16 protein-coding genes are annotated in these 18,292 nt (G+C 61.2%); 6 read left to right on the top strand and 10 right to left on the bottom strand.

The features are described from left to right. Positions 1-48 precede the first annotated feature (48 nt). From JQF37_RS03840 to JQF37_RS03800, 9 genes are all read right to left on the bottom strand, one after another. Positions 49-1,206 carry a phosphatidylserine/phosphatidylglycerophosphate/cardiolipin synthase family protein gene (locus tag JQF37_RS03840; protein WP_130210536.1) on the bottom strand — a complete coding sequence of 386 codons (1,158 nt, stop codon included), beginning with the start codon at positions 1,204-1,206 and terminating at the stop codon, positions 49-51. Between the two features lies 1 nt (position 1,207). After that, positions 1,208-1,798 carry a YceI family protein gene (locus JQF37_RS03835; protein WP_130210538.1) on the bottom strand — a complete coding sequence of 197 codons (591 nt, stop codon included), beginning with the start codon at positions 1,796-1,798 and terminating at the stop codon, positions 1,208-1,210. A 102-nt stretch (positions 1,799-1,900) separates the two neighbouring features. Then, positions 1,901-2,671 carry a helix-turn-helix domain-containing protein gene (locus JQF37_RS03830; RefSeq protein ID WP_130210540.1) on the bottom strand — a complete coding sequence of 257 codons (771 nt, stop codon included), beginning with the start codon at positions 2,669-2,671 and terminating at the stop codon, positions 1,901-1,903. A 92-nt stretch (positions 2,672-2,763) separates the two neighbouring features. Continuing rightward, complete coding sequence (locus JQF37_RS03825) at positions 2,764-4,206, bottom strand: amidase (protein WP_262984260.1); 1,443 nt, start codon at positions 4,204-4,206, stop codon at positions 2,764-2,766. Further along, positions 4,200-5,510 (bottom strand): citrate-proton symporter, encoded by a 1,311-nt coding sequence (locus JQF37_RS03820; protein ID WP_204149539.1) that lies wholly within the window; start codon positions 5,508-5,510, stop codon positions 4,200-4,202. Before JQF37_RS03820 ends, JQF37_RS03825 begins: the two co-directional genes overlap by 7 nt. An 81-nt stretch (positions 5,511-5,591) precedes the next feature. Beyond that, positions 5,592-6,767: a M20 aminoacylase family protein gene (locus tag JQF37_RS03815; protein ID WP_130210544.1), complete on the bottom strand. Its 1,176-nt coding sequence runs from the start codon at positions 6,765-6,767 to the stop codon at positions 5,592-5,594. 149 nt (positions 6,768-6,916) lie between these two features. Further along, the gene (locus JQF37_RS03810; protein ID WP_130210546.1) at positions 6,917-7,246 is read right to left on the bottom strand and encodes an amidase; all 330 of its coding nucleotides are present in this window, start codon (positions 7,244-7,246) and stop codon (positions 6,917-6,919) included. Next, positions 7,243-8,337 carry a serine hydrolase gene (locus JQF37_RS03805; RefSeq protein WP_130210548.1) on the bottom strand — a complete coding sequence of 365 codons (1,095 nt, stop codon included), beginning with the start codon at positions 8,335-8,337 and terminating at the stop codon, positions 7,243-7,245. Before JQF37_RS03805 ends, JQF37_RS03810 begins: the two co-directional genes overlap by 4 nt. Before the next feature lie 180 nt (positions 8,338-8,517). Next, positions 8,518-9,396 carry an acyl-CoA dehydrogenase family protein gene (locus JQF37_RS03800; protein ID WP_204149538.1) on the bottom strand — a complete coding sequence of 293 codons (879 nt, stop codon included), beginning with the start codon at positions 9,394-9,396 and terminating at the stop codon, positions 8,518-8,520. Positions 9,397-9,550: 154 nt separating this feature from the next. Here JQF37_RS03800 and olsB point away from each other — a divergent pair, with 154 nt between their 5' ends. Both olsB and JQF37_RS03790 read left to right on the top strand, forming a co-directional pair. Then, on the top strand, positions 9,551-10,306 hold the full coding sequence (gene olsB / locus JQF37_RS03795; protein ID WP_047526532.1) for an L-ornithine N(alpha)-acyltransferase: 756 nt from the start codon (positions 9,551-9,553) through the stop codon (positions 10,304-10,306). Continuing rightward, complete coding sequence (locus JQF37_RS03790; protein WP_130210552.1) at positions 10,306-11,097, top strand: lysophospholipid acyltransferase family protein; 792 nt, start codon at positions 10,306-10,308, stop codon at positions 11,095-11,097. Before olsB ends, JQF37_RS03790 begins: the two co-directional genes overlap by 1 nt. A gap of 67 nt (positions 11,098-11,164) precedes the next feature. Here JQF37_RS03790 and JQF37_RS03785 read toward each other — a convergent pair whose 3' ends face one another. Further along, positions 11,165-11,764 (bottom strand): ACP phosphodiesterase, encoded by a 600-nt coding sequence (locus tag JQF37_RS03785; protein WP_130210554.1) that lies wholly within the window; start codon positions 11,762-11,764, stop codon positions 11,165-11,167. A gap of 169 nt (positions 11,765-11,933) precedes the next feature. Here JQF37_RS03785 and JQF37_RS03780 point away from each other — a divergent pair, with 169 nt between their 5' ends. From JQF37_RS03780 to hsdR, 4 genes are all read left to right on the top strand, one after another. Next, positions 11,934-12,236, top strand: coding sequence for a metalloregulator ArsR/SmtB family transcription factor (locus JQF37_RS03780; protein WP_047526527.1), 303 nt, complete (start codon positions 11,934-11,936; stop codon positions 12,234-12,236). A 66-nt stretch (positions 12,237-12,302) separates the two neighbouring features. Continuing rightward, complete coding sequence (locus tag JQF37_RS03775; protein ID WP_130210556.1) at positions 12,303-13,469, top strand: MFS transporter; 1,167 nt, start codon at positions 12,303-12,305, stop codon at positions 13,467-13,469. A 30-nt stretch (positions 13,470-13,499) separates the two neighbouring features. Beyond that, positions 13,500-14,549 carry an alkene reductase gene (locus JQF37_RS03770; RefSeq protein ID WP_130210558.1) on the top strand — a complete coding sequence of 350 codons (1,050 nt, stop codon included), beginning with the start codon at positions 13,500-13,502 and terminating at the stop codon, positions 14,547-14,549. A gap of 192 nt (positions 14,550-14,741) precedes the next feature. Continuing rightward, on the top strand, positions 14,742-18,218 hold the full coding sequence (gene hsdR / locus JQF37_RS03765; protein WP_130210560.1) for a type I restriction-modification system endonuclease: 3,477 nt from the start codon (positions 14,742-14,744) through the stop codon (positions 18,216-18,218). Positions 18,219-18,292: the final 74 nt, after the last annotated feature.

Raw genomic sequence — 18,292 nt, 5'->3', positions numbered from 1 at the left:
CCGCCATCGCGAGCAGGCCCGCTCCCACAGTGTTTTAGGGTGTAACGCCTATCCCCGCCGATCCAGCAGATTCACCACCAGCCGATCCACCCATCCCCATACCCTCTGCTTGACCCGCCGCCACAGCGGTCGGCGTTTCCACGACTCCAGGCTCACTTCCTGGCTCAAGGCGAAGTCGTTTTCGAAACTCGCCTTCACCGCCCGGGTCAGTCCGGCGTCCAGTGATTCAAGGTTGGCTTCGAGGTTGAAACGCAAATTCCAGTGATCGAAATTGCACGAGCCGATGCTCACCCAGTCATCGATCAGAACCATTTTCAAATGCAGGAAGCAGGGCTGGTACTCAAAAATCCTCACCCCGGACTTGAGCAGTCGCGGGTAGTAGCGATGCCCGGCGTAGCGCACGGAAGGGTGATCGGTGCGCGGCCCGGTCAGCAGCAGCCGCACATCGACACCGCGGCTGGCCGCGCTACGCAATGAACGCCGGACTCTCCAGGTCGGCAGAAAATACGGGGTGGCGAGCCAGACTCGCTTTTGCCCGCTGCTCAACGCACGAACCAGCGAATGCAGGATGTCCCGATGCTGGCGGGCGTCGGCATAGGCCACGCGGCCCATGCCCTCGCCCATCGGTGGCACACGGGGCAGACGCGGCAGGCCAAAGTGCGAGGCGGGTTTCCAGGCGCGGCGATGGCGGTTGGCGATCCATTGCCGATCGAACAGCAACTGCCAGTCGAGGACCAGCGGCCCCGTGATTTCCACCATCACCTCGTGCCACTCGCTGACATCCTCGCCCGGCGTCCAGAACTCATCGGTGACACCGGTGCCGCCGACCACCGCCAGGCTCTGATCCACCAGCAACAGCTTGCGGTGATCGCGGTAGAAATTACCGACCCAACGCCGCCAACTCAGGCGATTGTAGAAACGCAGCTCGACCCCGGCGGCCATCAGGCGCTGACGCAGGTTCAACGTGAAGGCCAGGCTGCCGTAATCGTCGAACAGGCAACGCACCCGCACACCGCGCTCGGCGGCCTGGACCAGCGCCTGAACCATGGCCTCGGCGCAGGCACCCGCCTCCACCAGGTACAACTCCAGTTCGACTTGCTCTTCAGCACGGGCAATCGCCACCAGCATGCGCGGAAAAAACTGTGGCCCGTCGATCAGCAGTTCGAAGTGGTTGCCTTCGCGCCAGGGAAAGACGGGGCCGGCCATGTCAGCGCGCCGTGAAGATCAGGACCGCACCCACCGGCACCGACAGGCTGATCGCCGACAGTCCGGCAAGCTTGCGCAACGCTTCCAGGCCGGGGGCCAGGTCGAAGTCTTCGGCATTGATCACCACCGGCTCCAGCGTCACCACCTGAAAGCGCCGGTCATCGAGACGGGTCGCCAGCAACTCGGTGTTGTACGTGTGTTGTTTGCCATGCAGGTTGACGGTGAGCGGCAAGCGCAGTTCCAGCTGCGCACCGGGGGCAAGATCGTTGATCGGGCGCAGATCGATCTGCGTGGTGATCAGCGCTTCGGGAAACTTGTCGATCTCGAACAGCTCTTTGCGCATGCGCTCGTCGCGCAACGGAATGCCGCTGTTGATCGATTCAAGCTCGACCTCCACTTCGGCCACCCCTTTGGGATCGACCTTGCCGTGCAACACCAGAAAGCGCTGCACTTCGGAAACATTGGCGTTTTTGGTGCTGACGAACGACAGCCGCGAAGACTCGCCGTCCAGGTACCAGTTGGCCTGGGCCGACAACGAAGCGCCGGCCAACAGCAGGATGGAGAAGCTTTTGATGATGGAACGCTTGAACATAGTGACTCGTGGGGCAGATAAACCTGTGCTGAACCTTAACTGGCCTGACACAGGTTGCAAACTTTGTGTTGCCTTGAGTCGTTAAACAGCCAAAGGTTCCACTCAGGTCATCGCCTGCTGCACATTGCCGATGGTCGCCGCCAGGCTGTTCAGATGCAGACTTAGCACTCGCTCCACCGGCGCCTGATCCATCGGCCAGTGCAACGCCATGCTGCCGACCAGGCGGCCGTCGGTATGGATAGGCAAGGCCACCGCGCGAATCAGGAATGGCAGGCGTACCGGGTATTCCCAATAACCTTCGGTGCGCTGGCCGAAGCCTTGATGCAAGGCCTGCTGCGTGGCGCTGAACAGGCTTTCATCGGTCAGACGTTCACGATTGGCCAGACGCTCCACTTCAGCGCTTTGCAATTCGGCGAGGCAAGCCCGGCCCATGGCCGAATGAAACAGGCTGGAATGCTGACCGACGATCTGGCAGTTGTTCGGATAGCGCTTGCGCAGCACCGTGGGAATCGCGCTTTCCATGACTTCCACGCGCTCGCCGTCGAAACACGACAGGTCGACCACCAGCCCGGTGCGCTCGCTCAACTCCAGCAACTGCGGCGCGGCGTTTTCCACCAGGCGTCGCTTAAAACGCTGCTGACTGTCGCCAAACAGGCGTTTGGCGCACAGGCGATAACGCCGGTCGCTCAGCCCGCGATAGACCCAGCCCTGCTCCTGCAACGTCAGCAACATGCGCGAGACCGTGGCCTTGGGCAGGCGAGTCAGGTAGTGCAACTGCTCCAGACCCAGCGCTTGATGCTCGCCCAGCAACTCGACGATTGCCAGGGCGCGCTCGACGGAACGTACGCTGCCGGTTTCTGCCTTGCTGTCCATGTGTTCGCCCTCCCTTTGCCCGAAATGGTTGATCGTGTGCTCTTGTTACAAAGTACAGCAAGATGCGCGCCCGTCCGACGCGCTCAGGCGTTTTACAGACAACCGGGCGGGCGACGCTTGACCCACTGGGTCAACTGTTCATGGGCATAAGCCAGTTGCAGCACCGCACGGTCGGCCTGGGCCGGGCCAATGATTTGCAGGCCCATGGGCAAGCCCGCCGGGTTGAAGCCCACCGGTACGTTCATGCTCGGCAAGCCGGCCAGGGTCGGGCCGATGACCACCTCCATCCAGCGGTGATAGGTATCCATGCTCTGCCCGCCGACGACGCGAGGCCAAAGGGTATGCGCATCAAAAGGGAACACTTGGGCGGTGGGCAGCAACAGAAAATCGTAACGTTCGAACAATTCGTTCAAAGCGCGGTACCAGTCACTGCGGCCGAGCGAGGCCTGATAGACATCCGCCGCCGTCAAACGCAGCCCGCCCTCGATTTCCCATTGGGCTTCAGGTTTGAGTTGCTCGCGTTTCTTCGGGTCGGCATACAGTGCGCCGAGACTGCCCTGCACCAGCCAGTGGCGATGTACCAACCAGATCTGCCACAGGCGTTCCATGGAAAAATCCGGCTGGCAGGCTTCGACCTTGCAACCCAGCGCCGCGAAGTCCTGCAACGCCGATTCGCACAGGCTCATCACGCCAGGGTCCATCGGCAAGTAGCCGTTGTAGTCGCCCAGCCATCCCACGCGAACCTCGCTGAAATCCTGCACCAGTGACTGATGAAAAATCTCCGGATCCTGCGTCAGCGACAACGGCGCGCGCGGGTCGTACCCGGCCTGGGTACCGAGCAATCGGGCGACATCGGTGACGGTACGGCCCATCGGCCCTTCGGTGGCCAGTTGCTGCACGAACACCTCGGGCTGCGGACCGTGGGGCACGCGCCCCTGGGACGGACGAAACCCGAACACGTTGTTGAACGCCGCCGGGTTGCGCAGCGAGCCCATCATGTCGCTGCCATCGGCCACCGGCAGCATGCGCAACGCCAGTGCCACCGCCGCCCCGCCGCTGCTGCCACCGGCCACCAGGCTCGGGTCGTAAGCGTTGGTGGTGGTGCCGAATACAGGGTTGTACGTCTGCGAACCGAGGCCGAACTCCGGCACGTTGGTCTTGCCGATAATGATGGCGCCACTGTCGCGAACCCGCGCCACGCTGATGGCATCGTGTTGCGGGATTTGCTCGGCGAACAGCGGCGAACCCATGGTCGTGCGTAACCCGGCGGTGGCCGCCAGGTCCTTGATCGCTTGCGGCATGCCGTGCATCCAGCCGCGGGATTGGCCCTGCTCCAGCTGCCGATCGCACGTGTCAGCCTCTGCCAGCAACTCTTCGGCCAGGCGCAGCGACACCAGCGCGTTGACCTGCGGATTGAAGCGCTCGATCTGCGCCAGATACGCCTGCATCACTTCACGGCAGGACACCTGTCGCCCGTGAATGGCCCGGGACAACGAATCGGCGTCCATTTCAACAATCGGATGGATGCTCAAGATTTCACCTCAAGGTTAAGTGCGACGGATTTCTTTGCACGCGGCGCCTCCTGCATGCAGTAAGTACCCAGTAGCGTCAGCAGGCAAGCGAACAATACGTAGAAGGATGGCGCCACAGGCGTGGCCAGAACCTTGCTCAGCCAGGTGACGATCAGTGGCGCGAAACCACCGAAGACCATGACCGCGACGTTGTACGCCACCGACACCCCGGTGGAACGCACTTCGATTGGAAACTGCTCGGCCAGTGCCGTCGGTGCCGGGCCGAAAAACCCGCCGATCGCGCTGCACAGCAACAGCTGCATCACCAACAGGCGCTCCACCGACGGCGCGGCCGCCACCCACACATACAGCGGATACACCATCAGAAAGAATGCGAGGGTGAAGGCCATCAGCACTGGGCGGCGGCCAAGGCGATCCGACAACGCGCCGGACAGTGGAATCACCACGGTCATCACCGCCACAGCAATCATCTGCACCAACAGCACCTGATCCAGCGGCAGGCCGAGGTTTTTGTGGGCAAAGGTCGGCATGTTCACCAGCACCACGTAGAACGACACCGTTGCGCCGCACGCCAGGCCCATGGACACCAGAATGGCGCGGCGGTGTTCACGAATCACTTGCAGCAACCCCGGGCTCTCGCCTTTGGCTTGCTTGCGTGCTTCGAGAAACTCTTCCGGCTCCTCCATGTGCTTGCGAATCCACAAGCCCACCGGGCCGATCAACAGGCCGATCATGAACGGAATCCGCCAGCCCCAGCTGTCCAGCGCTTCGGGGCTCAGCAAATGGGTGAACAAGGCCACCATGCCCGCGCCGGCAAACACCGCCAGGCATTGCCCGACCAACTGCCACGAGCCATACAAACCCTTGCGGTGCGCCGGTGCGCTTTCCACCAGGAACGCGGTGGCACTGGCGTATTCACCGCCGGTGGCGAAGCCCTGGAGCATCCGCGCGACCACGATCAACAGCGGCGCGCCCATGCCAATGGCGGCGTAATTGGGCGCGAAAGCGATCAGCGCAATGGAGACGGTCATCAGGCGGATAATCATCTGCATCGCCGCTTTGCGCCCTTTGCGATCCGAATACATGCCCAACAAAATGCCGCCCACCGGGCGCATGAAGAAGCCGACGCCAAAGGTCGCCAAGGCCATTAGCAACGACGCGTATTCGTCCTCGGACGGGAAAAACTGCCGGGCGATGATGCTCGCCAGAAAGCCGTAAACGATGAAGTCATACCATTCCAGGGCATTGCCGATAACGGCGGCGATCACCTGCCGGGTACGCGAAACACCTGTGCTCGAAGTCTGCATGGGGAACTCTCCAAAAACCTGTTGGGTGATGACGGGCGCGTCTTCGCGCACCCGTTCCAGCGGCAGTAGAAAGTGAGGAGGTCAGGCCGGCTTGAGCCAGCTCTCGGCCAGCGCGCCCCAATACGCCGCGCCGGTCAGCAGGATGTCGTCATTGAAGTCATAGGCAGGGTTGTGAACCATCGGCCGCGACACGCCGTTGCCGATGAACAGGTAGGTGCCGGGGCAGCGTTGCAGCATCCAGGCGAAGTCTTCACTGCCCATGAGCTTGGGCGTGTTGCCGTCCACCGCATCGGCGCCGACCAGCTCGACGCCGACTTGCCGGGCGAACTCGGTTTCGGCGCCATGATTGACCAGCACCGGGTACGCCGGGCGGTGCTCGACCTTCGAACTGCAACCGAAACTCGTGGCCTGGGATTCGATGATTGCCCGCACCCGCTCGAGGGTTTGCTCACGCACCTGGGCGTTCAGCGCGCGCAGACTCAGACGCAGGATCGCCTGCTGCGGAATCACGTTGGCCGCCTCCCCGGCCTGCAATGCACCAACGGTGACCACCGCCGCCTGTTGCGCATCGATGTTGCGTGCAACCACGGTCTGCAACGCCATCACCACACTGGCCGCCGCCACCAGCGGATCGACCGCCAGATGCGGCATCGAGCCGTGGCCACCGACGCCTTCGATCGTCACCGTCAGCAAATCTTGCGAGGCCATCATCGGCCCTTCGCGAAAGCCCAGGCGTCCGGCCGGCAAGCCCGGCATGTTGTGCATGCCGAACAGCGCGTCGCAGGGGAAACGCTCGAGCAAGCCATCGGCGAGCATGGCTTCGGCACCGCCCTGGCCTTCTTCGGCGGGCTGGAAGATCAGGGTCAGGGTGCCGTCGAACTGACGGGTCGCCGCCAGGTAACGCGCCGCGCCCAGCAACATCGCGGTGTGGCCATCATGCCCGCAGGCGTGCATGCAGCCCTTGTGCTGGCTGCTATAAGTGGCACCGGTATTTTCAATGATCGGCAGCGCATCCATGTCCGCCCGTATGCCGAGTTTGCGCGGGCTGCTGCCGTTGCGCAGGACGCCGACCACGCCGGTCTTGCCGATCCCGGTGTGTACCTCGTAACCCCACTCCTTCAGGGAGTCGGCCACCAGCGCCGACGTGCGGTTTTCCTCGAAGCCGAGTTCCGGGTGGGCGTGGATGTCCTGGCGGGTGGCGTGCAGATCGCTGGCCACGTCGCTGAGCCAGGCAAGAATGTGCTGATGTCGGGTCATGACGATTTGTCCTCGGGCCGGGTGTATTCCCGTTCTTTTTGTTCGCTGTGATTTCGCGACACATCAAGGCAGGTCGCGCTCACCGCCAGATAACCGCGACTCGCGCGCGAGGACAATCGAATGTGGTTCCGCCAGATGGAACCTGTTGGTCAGGGGTTCAAGCGGCAACCCTGACGCTCGTCGATCCACACGGCGCTGTTGCTGCGTCCCAAACCGCTGACGGTAACGCGCTTGCTGGCGGCGTCATCGGTAAAGCCGCTGATGGGCAGCCACTGTTTCACGTAGCCACGGCAGTACTCGGCGCCGTTGTTCATCACGTAGCGGCACGAGCAATATTCCTTGGCCGTGTAGGCGCTGATGATGTCCGGGAACGCCGACAGCGCCACCCGCTCCCGCCAAATCCAGCCGAATAAGACGATCAGCACAATCAACAGCAGGGTGCTGAACGGCCGGCGACGAACGAAGCTGCGACGGTTCATGGCTGCACCTTGCCGCCAAAGGCCTTGAGCGCGAGTTTGAGTAATTGGTTGTGTTGGTAACTGTCGTCGCGGTCATCGCCGTAGCGCACGATCACCAGGTTTTCGCTGGGGATCACGTACATCGCCTGCCCCCAGTGTCCGAGTGCGGCGAAAGTGTCTGCGGGTGCGTCGGGCCAGGGCCGAGGCGCGCCCTCCACGGCGCGGTTGAGCCACCAGTGGCCGCCGGGCACGGCGTCATCCTGGTTGGCGTGATAACGGGCAAAGGGTTCGCGGTTGAAGGCCACCCAATCCTTGGGCAGCAACTGGCGCTCGCCCCAGCGCCCGTCGCGGGCCATCAACAGGCCGACCCGCGCCAGATCCCGCGCGGTGAGGTAGGCGTAGGACGAGGCGACGAAGATACCCGTGGCGTCGGTTTCCCAGATGGCATGGTGAATGCCCAGGGGTTCAAACAACGCAGTCCACGGATAGTCGGCATAGCGGGCCGGGCCGACGATGCCCTTCAGTGCAGCGGACAACAGACCGCTGTCACCACTGGAGTAACGAAACACCTGACCCGGTGCGGCGTAGGCGTCCTGATCGACGGTAAACGCCGCCATGTCGCGGTGCCCACGGGTGTAGAGCATCGCCACCACCGAGGATTTCAATGGCGCGTATTCGTAATCCTCCTGCCAGTCCAGGCCCGAAGCCCAGTGCAGCAGGTCGGCCATGCTCATGTCGGGGTGTTTTTTCAGCGGCGGGTAGAACTTCGCCACCGGGTCCTGCAGATTGAACCGGCCTTCGCCGTAGGCCACGCCCAGCACCGTGGCCATCAGGCTCTTGCTGATGGACCAGGTCAGGTGTGGCGTTGCGGCGGTGGTCGGGCCAGCGTAGCGCTCGTAGATCAACTGGCCATCGCGAATCACCAGCAAGGCATCGGTGCGGATACCCTGGCGAGTGGTGTCGTTGCGCGGTGGGAAAGCGTAATTCTCAAACGTCCGAAGCGCCGGCCCGGTGACGCTCGGGCCGGGTGACCACTGTTCGCCAGGCCAGTTTTCCGCGTGGACCGCGAGACTGAACAGCAGCACAAAAAACAGCCACAGGCCTTTGGGCATGACGAGTGCTCATGGGGGTTAACCTGCTGAGCCTAGTCGAGGTTGATGACAGTTTTGAAATTTGTGTCGCCAGAACAATAGCCATCGCGAGCAAGCTCGCTCCCACAAGGTTTTTGGGTGAGTGAAATATTGTGCATGGCACAACACCCGTGGGAGCGAGCCTGCTCGCGAAGGGACCCGTCAGATCGCCGCCAACGCCTTGGCCAATCGCTTGCCCCGTGCCCCCGCTGCCAGATCCATCACCGCCTGATCGCGCTGCCACATCGCCGCCCACTGTGGCGGGCCTTCGGCCAGCGCTTGATTGATTTCAGCCTTGAGCCCCTCGAACTGCGCAAACAAGCCGCCGAGCAACACATGCCCGCACGGGTTGTTCGGTGCCTGGCGGCTGACTTCCGCGCACCCGGCCAGCAACGCCAGCAAGCGCAGTTGCAAGGCTTGCGGCCAATCACTGTCCTGGCCGACGCCGTACAGCCACGCCGTCATGGCGCTCAACACATAGATGTCTTCCAGGGTTCGGAACGGTTTGACGTAGGCGTCCCAACCGTCCCCGGCCAGCAACTCGCACAAAGCGTTGTCCAGAAACACCCGGCCATGGCTGATGTCCGGCATCAACGGGATCGGAGCCAGTTTTTCCACTCGCACGCCCGGCTCATCGGGATAGACCACCGCCAGGCTCAGGCACGGATCGTCGCCGGGGGCCTCACTGCGCGCAGCGATCAACAGCCAGTCGGCGGCATCGCCAGCGGTGACAAAATCCTTGCGCCCGCTCAAGCGCAAATCGTGCAGACGGGTTTGCATGTCCGCCACTCGCAGGCTGCGTTGCTCAGTGGCGCATAACGCGCCGAGGCTCAACGGCGCGCTCGGCCACAACATGCGCAAGGCTGCTTGATACCCCACCAGAAATGCCAGCCCCGGGGTCGCCATCATCCGCCCCCCCGCCACCGCCAAATCAAAGGGCGTGACCGCGCCCAAGAGGTGCAACAAGGTCGCGAAGCCCTCACCCAGGTCCGGGTTGGCGGGCAAGCGATCGCGGCGAATCAACAGGTTTTGCCAGGGCATAAGAGGCTCCTCGTGGGCTGTCATATAAGCATCACCAAAGCTTAACGGCGATGACACCGGCGCTACATAGCCTGACTTTGCACAACACGGCTGCATAAAGAAAGTCGACCGGCTGCACCCAAAGACGAGTGAACAGCCCGCACGGAGATTCGCCATGACTCAGATCGCCCGCATCAGCGACACCGGCAACGAACGCCGCCTGCAAGCCGAACGCCTGGTCGGCATCGAGGCTCTTCAGGAAGCCCAGGCCCTGCGCTTCAACGTGTTCAGCGGCGAATTCAACGCCACACTCAAGGGCGCGGAACTGGGTCTGGACATGGATGACTACGATGTTCACTGCGCCCACATCGGCGTGCGTGACCTCAACACCGGGCGCCTGGTGGCCACCACTCGTTTGCTCGATCACACCGCCGCCAGCAGCCTGGGCAGGTTTTACAGCGAAGAAGAATTCAGCCTGCACGGCCTGATCCATCTGCAAGGCCCGATCCTGGAAATCGGCCGCACCTGCGTCGACCCGGCCTACCGCAACGGCGGCACCATCGCCGTGCTCTGGAGCGAATTGGCCGAAGTGCTGAACCAGGGTGGCTACAGCTACTTGATGGGTTGCGCGAGCATTCCGATGCAGGACGGCGGGATTCAGGCCCACGCGATCATGCAGCGCCTGCGCGAACGCTACCTGTGCACCGAGCACCTGCGGGCCGAACCGAAAAAACCGCTGCCGACCCTGGATATTCCATCGAACGTGATCGCCGAAATGCCCCCGCTGCTCAAGGCCTATATGCGCCTGGGCGCGAAAATCTGCGGCGAGCCGTGCTGGGACGAAGACTTCCAGGTCGCCGACGTGTTCATCCTGCTCAAGCGCGATGAGCTGTGCCCGCGTTACGCCAAACACTTCAAGGCGGCTGTGTGATGCGTCGGTTGCGCGTGTACGCGCGAATCGCACGGGTGCTGCTGGTGGTCGGGCTCGGCCTGAGCATGGCCACCGTGTTCGGAGTGTTCGAGCGTCTGGGCATGGCGCATTCGATGGAGCGCCGTCAGCGCTGGTCGCGTTTTTTCATGGCGCGCCTGAGCAACGCCCTGCCCTTCGACGTGACGGTACAAGGGGAATTGCCGAAGACGTCGATGCTCTGGGTCAGCAACCATGTGTCCTGGACCGACATCCCGTTGCTGGGGATGCTCACGCCGTTGTCGTTCCTGTCCAAGGCCGAAGTGCGGACCTGGCCGGTGGCGGGTTGGCTGGCGGCCAAGGCCGGCAGCCTGTTCATCCGTCGCGGTTCGGGCGACAGCCAGTTGATCCGCAAACAGATGACTCGCCACCTGGAGCAGGCACACCCGCTGCTGATGTTCCCGGAAGGCACCACCACCGATGGCCGTTCGCTGCGCACCTTTCACGGTCGCTTGTTGTCGGCGGCCATTGATTCCGAGGTGGCGCTGCAACCGGTGGCGATTCGTTATGTGCGTGACGGTGAGCCTTGCCTGCTGGCACCGTTCATTGGCGAAGATGATTTGCTGTCGCACCTGATGCGTTTGTTTGCCAACGACCGGGGGCAAGTCGAAATTCATCTGCTCAAGCCAATCGCTTGCGAAGGTCGCGAACGCGCGGCGCTGGCGTTCGAGGCACAGCAGGCGGTGCAGAAGGCGTTGTTTGGGGCGATTCCGGAAACACAACCGGTCCCGATGCGCCCCGCCATCGCAGCCTGAACAAAGATCCCCTGTGGGAGCGAGCCTGCTCGCGATAGCCATCTAACAGACACCGCAATGGTGACGGCTATGGTCTCATCGCGAGCAAGCTCGCTCCCACATTGGCTTGGGCAAAATCCTGAAGCTGCGGATAGAACAAGCGGAAATCCTCGCTCAACGGCTCATACAAAACCCGCAATTCCTGCATCGCGGCGGCCAGTTCCTCAGGCCGGGTCAAGCGCCGGGAAATCCCCCGCAACACCTGCTCCAGCACCTCAAACTCCCGGTAAGACCCCAACCAGTCATTGGCCACCATGTGCGGTGCGATTTTCGCCAGCCGTTCGGGCAACTGCCGTTCACTGGACAACACCCGGTACACGTCCGAAGTGAAATGCTCCAGTGGCCGATCGGCGTAGAGCGCCCAGTCCCGCGCCAGGCAGTGGTCGAAAAACACGTCGAGGACGATCCCGGCATAGCGTCTGCGCGTCAGGGAAAACCGCGACAACGAAGCGTCCACCAACGGGTGGCGATCGGTGAACACGTCGATGCTGCGATGCAGCTGGATGGCCGTTTCGATCTCCGGATCGAACTGCCCTTGCAGCCGTCCCTTGACGAAATCGCCATACAGACTGCCGAGCAGTTGACCGGGACGCTGGCCACCGAGGTGAAGATGTGCGAGATAGTTCATGGTCGCAGCTTAGCACTGCCCCTTGTATCTACACACCAACGTATCGTTATAACTCGATATACCGAAATGTGAGTTGGTCAGAGCCAAATCATATTTGTATATCGCGAAATACCGATTTAAAGTTCGCCCCATCGCGATATAGCGTTTTAATCATCACGAGCCCACACCCATGACCCTCAATCTCGACGAAATAATAAAAGCCCTGGCGCACCCGGTACGGCGAGAAATCCTGCACTGGCTCAAAGACCCGGACGTCGAATTTCCAGACCAGACCCACAGCAACGAGCACGGCGTTTGCGCCGGGCAGATCGATCAACGTTGCGGCTTGTCGCAGTCCACGGTGTCCGCGCACCTGGCGACCCTGCAACGCGCCGGCCTGATCAGCAGCCGCAAAGTCGGCCAGTGGCATTTCTTCAAGCGCAACGAGGAAACCATTCAGGAATTCCTCAAGACCTTCAGCAAAGAGCTCTGACCCCGGGGGCGGGAAAACCAATTCTCTACGCCCCCGAACGTCAGCCAGCCCAAAAGGATTTAAACCATGCCCCTCTCACTACTCATCCTGGCCTTGAGCGCCTTCGCCATCGGCACCACGGAGTTCGTCATCATGGGCTTGCTGCCCAACGTGGCGGCCGACCTCGGTGTGTCGATCCCCGGTGCCGGCTGGCTGGTGACCGGGTACGCCCTGGGCGTGGCCATCGGTGCGCCGTTCATGGCACTGGCCACCGCCAAACTGCCGCGCAAGGCTGCGCTGGTGGCGTTGATGGGCATATTCATTATCGGCAACCTGCTGTGTGCGGTGGCCAGTGACTACAACCTGCTGATGCTCGCCCGTGTGGTGACGGCGCTGTGCCACGGTGCCTTCTTCGGCATTGGCTCGGTGGTGGCGGCGGGCCTGGTGCCAGCGAACAAACGTGCATCGGCCGTGGCCTTGATGTTCACCGGCCTGACCCTGGCCAACGTCCTCGGCGTGCCGCTGGGCACCGCGCTCGGTCAGGAAGCTGGCTGGCGCTCGACCTTCTGGGCGGTGACGGTCATCGGTGTGATCGCGCTGATCGGCCTGATTCGTTTTCTGCCGGCCAAGCGCGATGAAGAAACACTCGACATGCGTGCCGAGCTGCGTGCCCTCAAAGGCGCCGGCATCTGGTTATCCCTGAGCATGACCGTGCTGTTCGCCGCCTCGGTGTTCACCCTCTTTACCTACGTCGCGCCGCTGCTGGGCGAAGTCACCGGCGTCTCGCCCCGTGGCGTGACCTGGAGCCTGATGCTCATCGGCCTGGGCCTGACCGTCGGCAACATCATCGGCGGCAAGCTGGCGGACAAAGGCCTGGCCGCAACGCTGATCGGCGTCTTCATCGCCATGGCCGTGGTCTCCACCGTACTGACCTGGACCAGCGTCGCGCTGATCCCCACCGAAATCACCCTGTTCCTCTGGGCCACCGCGTGTTTCGCCGCCGTACCGGCCCTGCAAGTCAACGTGGTGACCTACGGCAAGGCTGCGCCGAACCTGGTGTCGACCCTGAACATCGGCGCGTTCAACGTTGGCAACGCACTCGGCGCCTGGGTGGGCGGCAGCGTGATTGCCCACGGGTTCGGCCTGACCAGCGTGCCACTCGCCGCCGCGGCGCTGGCGGTGCTCGCCCTGCTGGCGACCCTGATCACTTTCCGCCAGAGCGGCAATCCCGAACTGGCTCCTGCTACCCACTGATTCACTATTACCTCACGAGGGTTTTAATTAATGACGACTATTTTCGATCCGATCAAACTGGGCGACCTGGAACTGTCCAACCGCATCATCATGGCCCCGTTGACCCGCTGCCGCGCCGACGAAGGCCGTGTGCCGAACGCGCTGATGGCCGAGTACTACGTACAACGCGCCTCCGCCGGCCTGATCCTCAGCGAGGCCACTTCGGTCACGCCGATGGGCGTCGGCTACCCGGACACCCCGGGCATCTGGTCCAACGATCAGGTACGCGGCTGGACCAACGTCACCAAAGCGATCCACGGCGCCGGCGGCAAGATCTTCCTGCAACTGTGGCACGTCGGCCGGATCTCCCATGAGTCGTACCTGAACGGCGAAAAACCGGTCGCGCCAAGCGCCATCCAGCCAAAAGGTCACGTCAGCCTGGTTCGCCCATTGTCCGACTACCCGACCCCGCGCGCCCTGGAAACCGCTGAAATCGCCGATATCGTCGACGCCTACCGCGTCGGTGCCGAGAACGCCAAGGCCGCCGGTTTCGACGGCGTGGAAATCCACGGCGCCAACGGCTACCTGCTCGACCAGTTCCTGCAAAGCAGCACCAACCAGCGCACCGACCACTACGGCGGCTCCCTGGAAAACCGTGCGCGCCTGTTGCTGGAAGTGACCGATGCCGCGATCGAAGTCTGGGGCGCCGGCCGTGTCGGTGTACACCTCTCGCCACGTGCCGACTCCCATGACATGGGCGACGACAACCTGGCCGAAACCTTCACCTACGTGGCCCGCGAACTGGGCAAGCGCGGCATCGCGTTTATCTGCTCGCGCGAGAAAGAAGGCACCGACAGCCTCGGCCCACAAATCAAGGAAGCCTTCGGCGGCCCGTACATCATCAACGAACGCTTCACCAAGGACAGCGCCAACGCCTGGCTGGCCGCCGGCAAGGCTGACGCCGTCGCCTTCGGCGTACCGTTCATTGCCAACCCGGACCTGCCGGCACGCCTGAAGGCCGACGCGCCGCTGAACGAGCCACATCCGGAAACCTTCTACGGCAAAGGCCCGGTGGGTTACATCGACTACCCGACGTTGTAATGGTCAGCCGTTGAAAATGCAAAAGCCCCGACTTGTAAGAGTTGGGGCTTTTTGTTGCGCAAACATATGCCCTGCCTGATCAAACGCTGCCAAGCCATGGTCAAAGCTGCTTCATCTTGGGTAAGCTCCACGTAACTTTGCGCAATAAATGCAAAGACGCGCATTAAGGGATCAGCATGCATAGGAATGACCATGGCCGCGAACAGTAATTTCTCCTTTCTCCAGGAACATGACCCCATATTCCTGCAGTTGGCGACCACGGCCGAACAGATCTTTTCCAGCGATCCCAATACCACCCTTATCAAGTTGCGTCAGTTGGGCGAGGCTTTGGCTCAAGACCTGGCCAGCCGTGCCGGTATTGAGTTCGATGCCAATACCAAACAGTCCGACCTGCTCTACAAATTAAGCCGCGACATCCAGCTCGATCAAAAAATTCGCAACCTTTTTCACACGCTGCGCACCGAAGGCAATAAAGCCACTCACCAATTTCGTACTCAACACCGTGAAGCATTGGACGGGCTTAGAGTTGCCCGTGCCCTGGCCATTTGGTACCACCAATCATTCGGCAAACTAGGCGATAAGTTCAGCCCCGGCCCCTTTGTCAATCCGCAAGACCCCAGCACGCCACTGCGCGACCTACAAAACCAGATTGAGCTGCTGAAAACCAAGTTGAGCGAGTCCAGCCAGCAACTTGAAAACAACCAGCAGTTGGCTGACTTGATTAAGCGTGAGGCTGAAGAGTACGCCGTTCTCGCGGAGCAAATGGACGCCGAATCGCGCCTCCATCAGCAGCAAGCCAAACAACATGAAGCCGAATTGGCGAAGTTGCGCATCGAGCACGAGCAACGCATCAAAGACCTGCAAATTCAGCTGCTAACCCAGCCGCAGGCCTCTTCACAGGTCATGCACCGCACCATGCGGGCCAGTAAAAAATTCGACCTGAGCGAAGACCTCACCCGAATTCTCATTGATCAACAGTTGGTCGATGCAGGCTGGGAAGCAGACTCCCTCGACCTGACGTACGCCAAAGGCGCTCGCCCCGAAAAGGGCAAGAACAAAGCCATCGCCGAGTGGCCCACCAGCATTCCAAAGGCTGATGCCGACTACGTCCTGTTTGCCGGTTTGACGCCGGTGGCCATCGTTGAAGCCAAGCGTAAACGCGTCAATGTTGCCGACCGCATTCCCCAGGCAGAGCGTTATTCACGCGAATTCAAATTCGCCCAGGACCAGCTAAAACCCTGGCTGCTGTCCGGTCACGCCACGGCCTGGAACGACGGTGAAGGGAAACATTTCCAGGTGCCCTTTGCCTTTGCCTGCAACGGCCGCCCGTTCATCAAGCAACTGGCCGAGCAATCCGGCACCTGGTTCCGGGATCTGCGCAGCCCGGCCAACACCGCCCGACCGCTGCAAGATTTCCATAAGCCTGATGATTTGCTCGAACTGCTCAAGCGCAGCCGTGAGGAGGCCGAAGCCAAGCTCAAGGAAGAAGGCTTTACTTACCTGAAATTGCGCGACTATCAGGAAAAGGCCATTCACGCCGTCGAACAAGCCTTGGCCAATAACCAACGCGACTGCCTGCTGGCCATGGCAACGGGCACGGGTAAAACCCGCACCATCATTGGCCTGATGTACCGCTTCCTGAAAACTGAACGCTTCAAACGCATTTTGTTTCTGGTCGACCGCAGCGCCCTCGGCCAACAAGCGATCGACTCGTTCAACGACACCACCCTCGAGCAGAACCACACCCTCGCCCAGATTTATGACATCAAAGAGTTGGGCGACATGGCCGCCGAGGCGGAAACCCGCATCCAGGTGGCCACCGTACAGGCCATGGTTAGCCGGATTTTCCGCTCTGACGCGCCGCCTTCGGTGGGTGAGTTCGACTGCATCATCGTCGACGAAGCCCACCGCGGTTATACCCTCGATCAGGAAATGAGCGAGGGCGAACTGGCGGTGCGCGATCACAATCAGTACCTCTCACAGTACCGACGCGTGCTGGATTATTTCGACGCCTGCAAAATTGGTCTGACGGCCACCCCGGCCAAACACACCAGCGAAATTTTCGGTAAGCCGGTCTTCACCTACAGCTACCGCGAAGCCGTGGCCGATGACTGGCTGATCGACCACGAACCGCCGATCCGCTACGAAACTCAACTGAGCAAGCACGGCATCCACTTTGACAAGGGACAATCGGTCAGTGTCATCGATACCCAGACTGGGGAAGTCGATGTCGCCGAGCTCGAGGACGAACTCAACTTCAACATTGAGTCGTTCAACCGCCGCGTGATCACGCCTGCCTTTGACAAAGTCATCTGCGATGCCCTGGCCAATGAGCTGGACCCCTTCGGCGAAGAAAAGACCATGGTCTTCTGCGTCAATCAGGCCCATGCCGAACGGGTGAAAAACCTGCTAAACGACGCCTTTAAAGCTGTTTACGGCGAGCAATACAACCAGGCGACAGTGCAAATCATCACAGGCCAGAGCGACAAGGTTGAACAACTGATCCGCAAGTACAAAAACGAACCGCTCCCCAGCATCGCCATCACCGTCGATCTGCTGACCACCGGTATCGACGTGCCGACCATCTGCAATCTGGTGTTCATGCGCCGGGTGCGCTCACGCATTCTCTATGAACAGATGAAAGGCCGTGCAACGAGGCGTTGCGACGAGATTGGCAAAACGGTTTTCCGCATCTACGACCCCGTCGACCTCTACGCCAGCCTCGAAGCCGTGGACACCATGAAACCGCTGGTGAAAAACCCCAATGTCTCGCTGGAGCAACTGGTCAGCGAACTCACCAGCGATGCCAGTCATGACGCGCCCGGCAACCAGGAGGACAGCAGCCACGCCCACGATGTGCTCGATGTACTCAGCCAGCGCATCATGCGGATTCTGCGCAAAGCCGATCACAAAGCTGAAACCAAACCCACGCTAAAGAAAAAGCTCGAAGAGTTGCAGGACATCTGGGGGGTGGAACCCGCGCAGTTGCACAAACACCTGCATGATCTGGGGCCGAGACAGGCGGCCGAGTTCGTTCGCGAGCATAGCCAGTTGCTGACCCAATTGAATGCCGTCAGCACGTTGCTGGGCTCGGAAAACTACCCGATCATTTCCACCCACAGCGATGAGTTGCTCGTGCGTGAGCAAAGCTACGGCGCCTATCAGAAACCCCAGGACTACCTCGAAAGCTTCCACGACTTCGTCCACAGCCAACTCAACCAATCCACTGCGCTGGGCGTGGTGGTCAATCGACCCAAGGACCTGACACGCGAGCAACTGCGCAATGTGCGCTTGTTGCTGGATCAACATGGCTTCAGCGAAGTCAGCCTGAAAAGCGCCTGGCGTAATCAGACCAATCAGGAAATCGCCGCCAGCATCATTGGCTATATCCGCCAGGCCGCCATTGGCGAAGCCTTGCTGCCCTTCGACCAGCGCGTGGCGAACGCCATGCAGAAAATCTATACGCTTCAACCGTGGACGCCCGTTCAACGCAAATGGCTGGATCGTTTAGCCAAGCAATTGGTGCATGAAGTGGTCATTGATAAGCAGCAAGTCAGAGAAGCTTTCTCGAACGACGGGGGTATCAAGAACCTGAATGATTACCTCGGCGGCAAACTGGACGAAGTGCTGGAAGCCCTGAACGACAACCTGTGGCCAGCGGTCGGCTGAGCCAGTTGACAGCCATTGAGCAGAAATGCTTTAACTGTCCTCAGTCCCAGGACAGAGGACAGTTGCTAGCTGAG

The organism is Pseudomonas sp. MIL9, assembly GCF_016887925.1.
Lineage (GTDB): Bacteria > Pseudomonadota > Gammaproteobacteria > Pseudomonadales > Pseudomonadaceae > Aquipseudomonas > Aquipseudomonas mohnii.
Note: the sequence above shows the minus strand (reverse complement) of the source record. Positions and strands in the feature narration are given on the sequence as shown.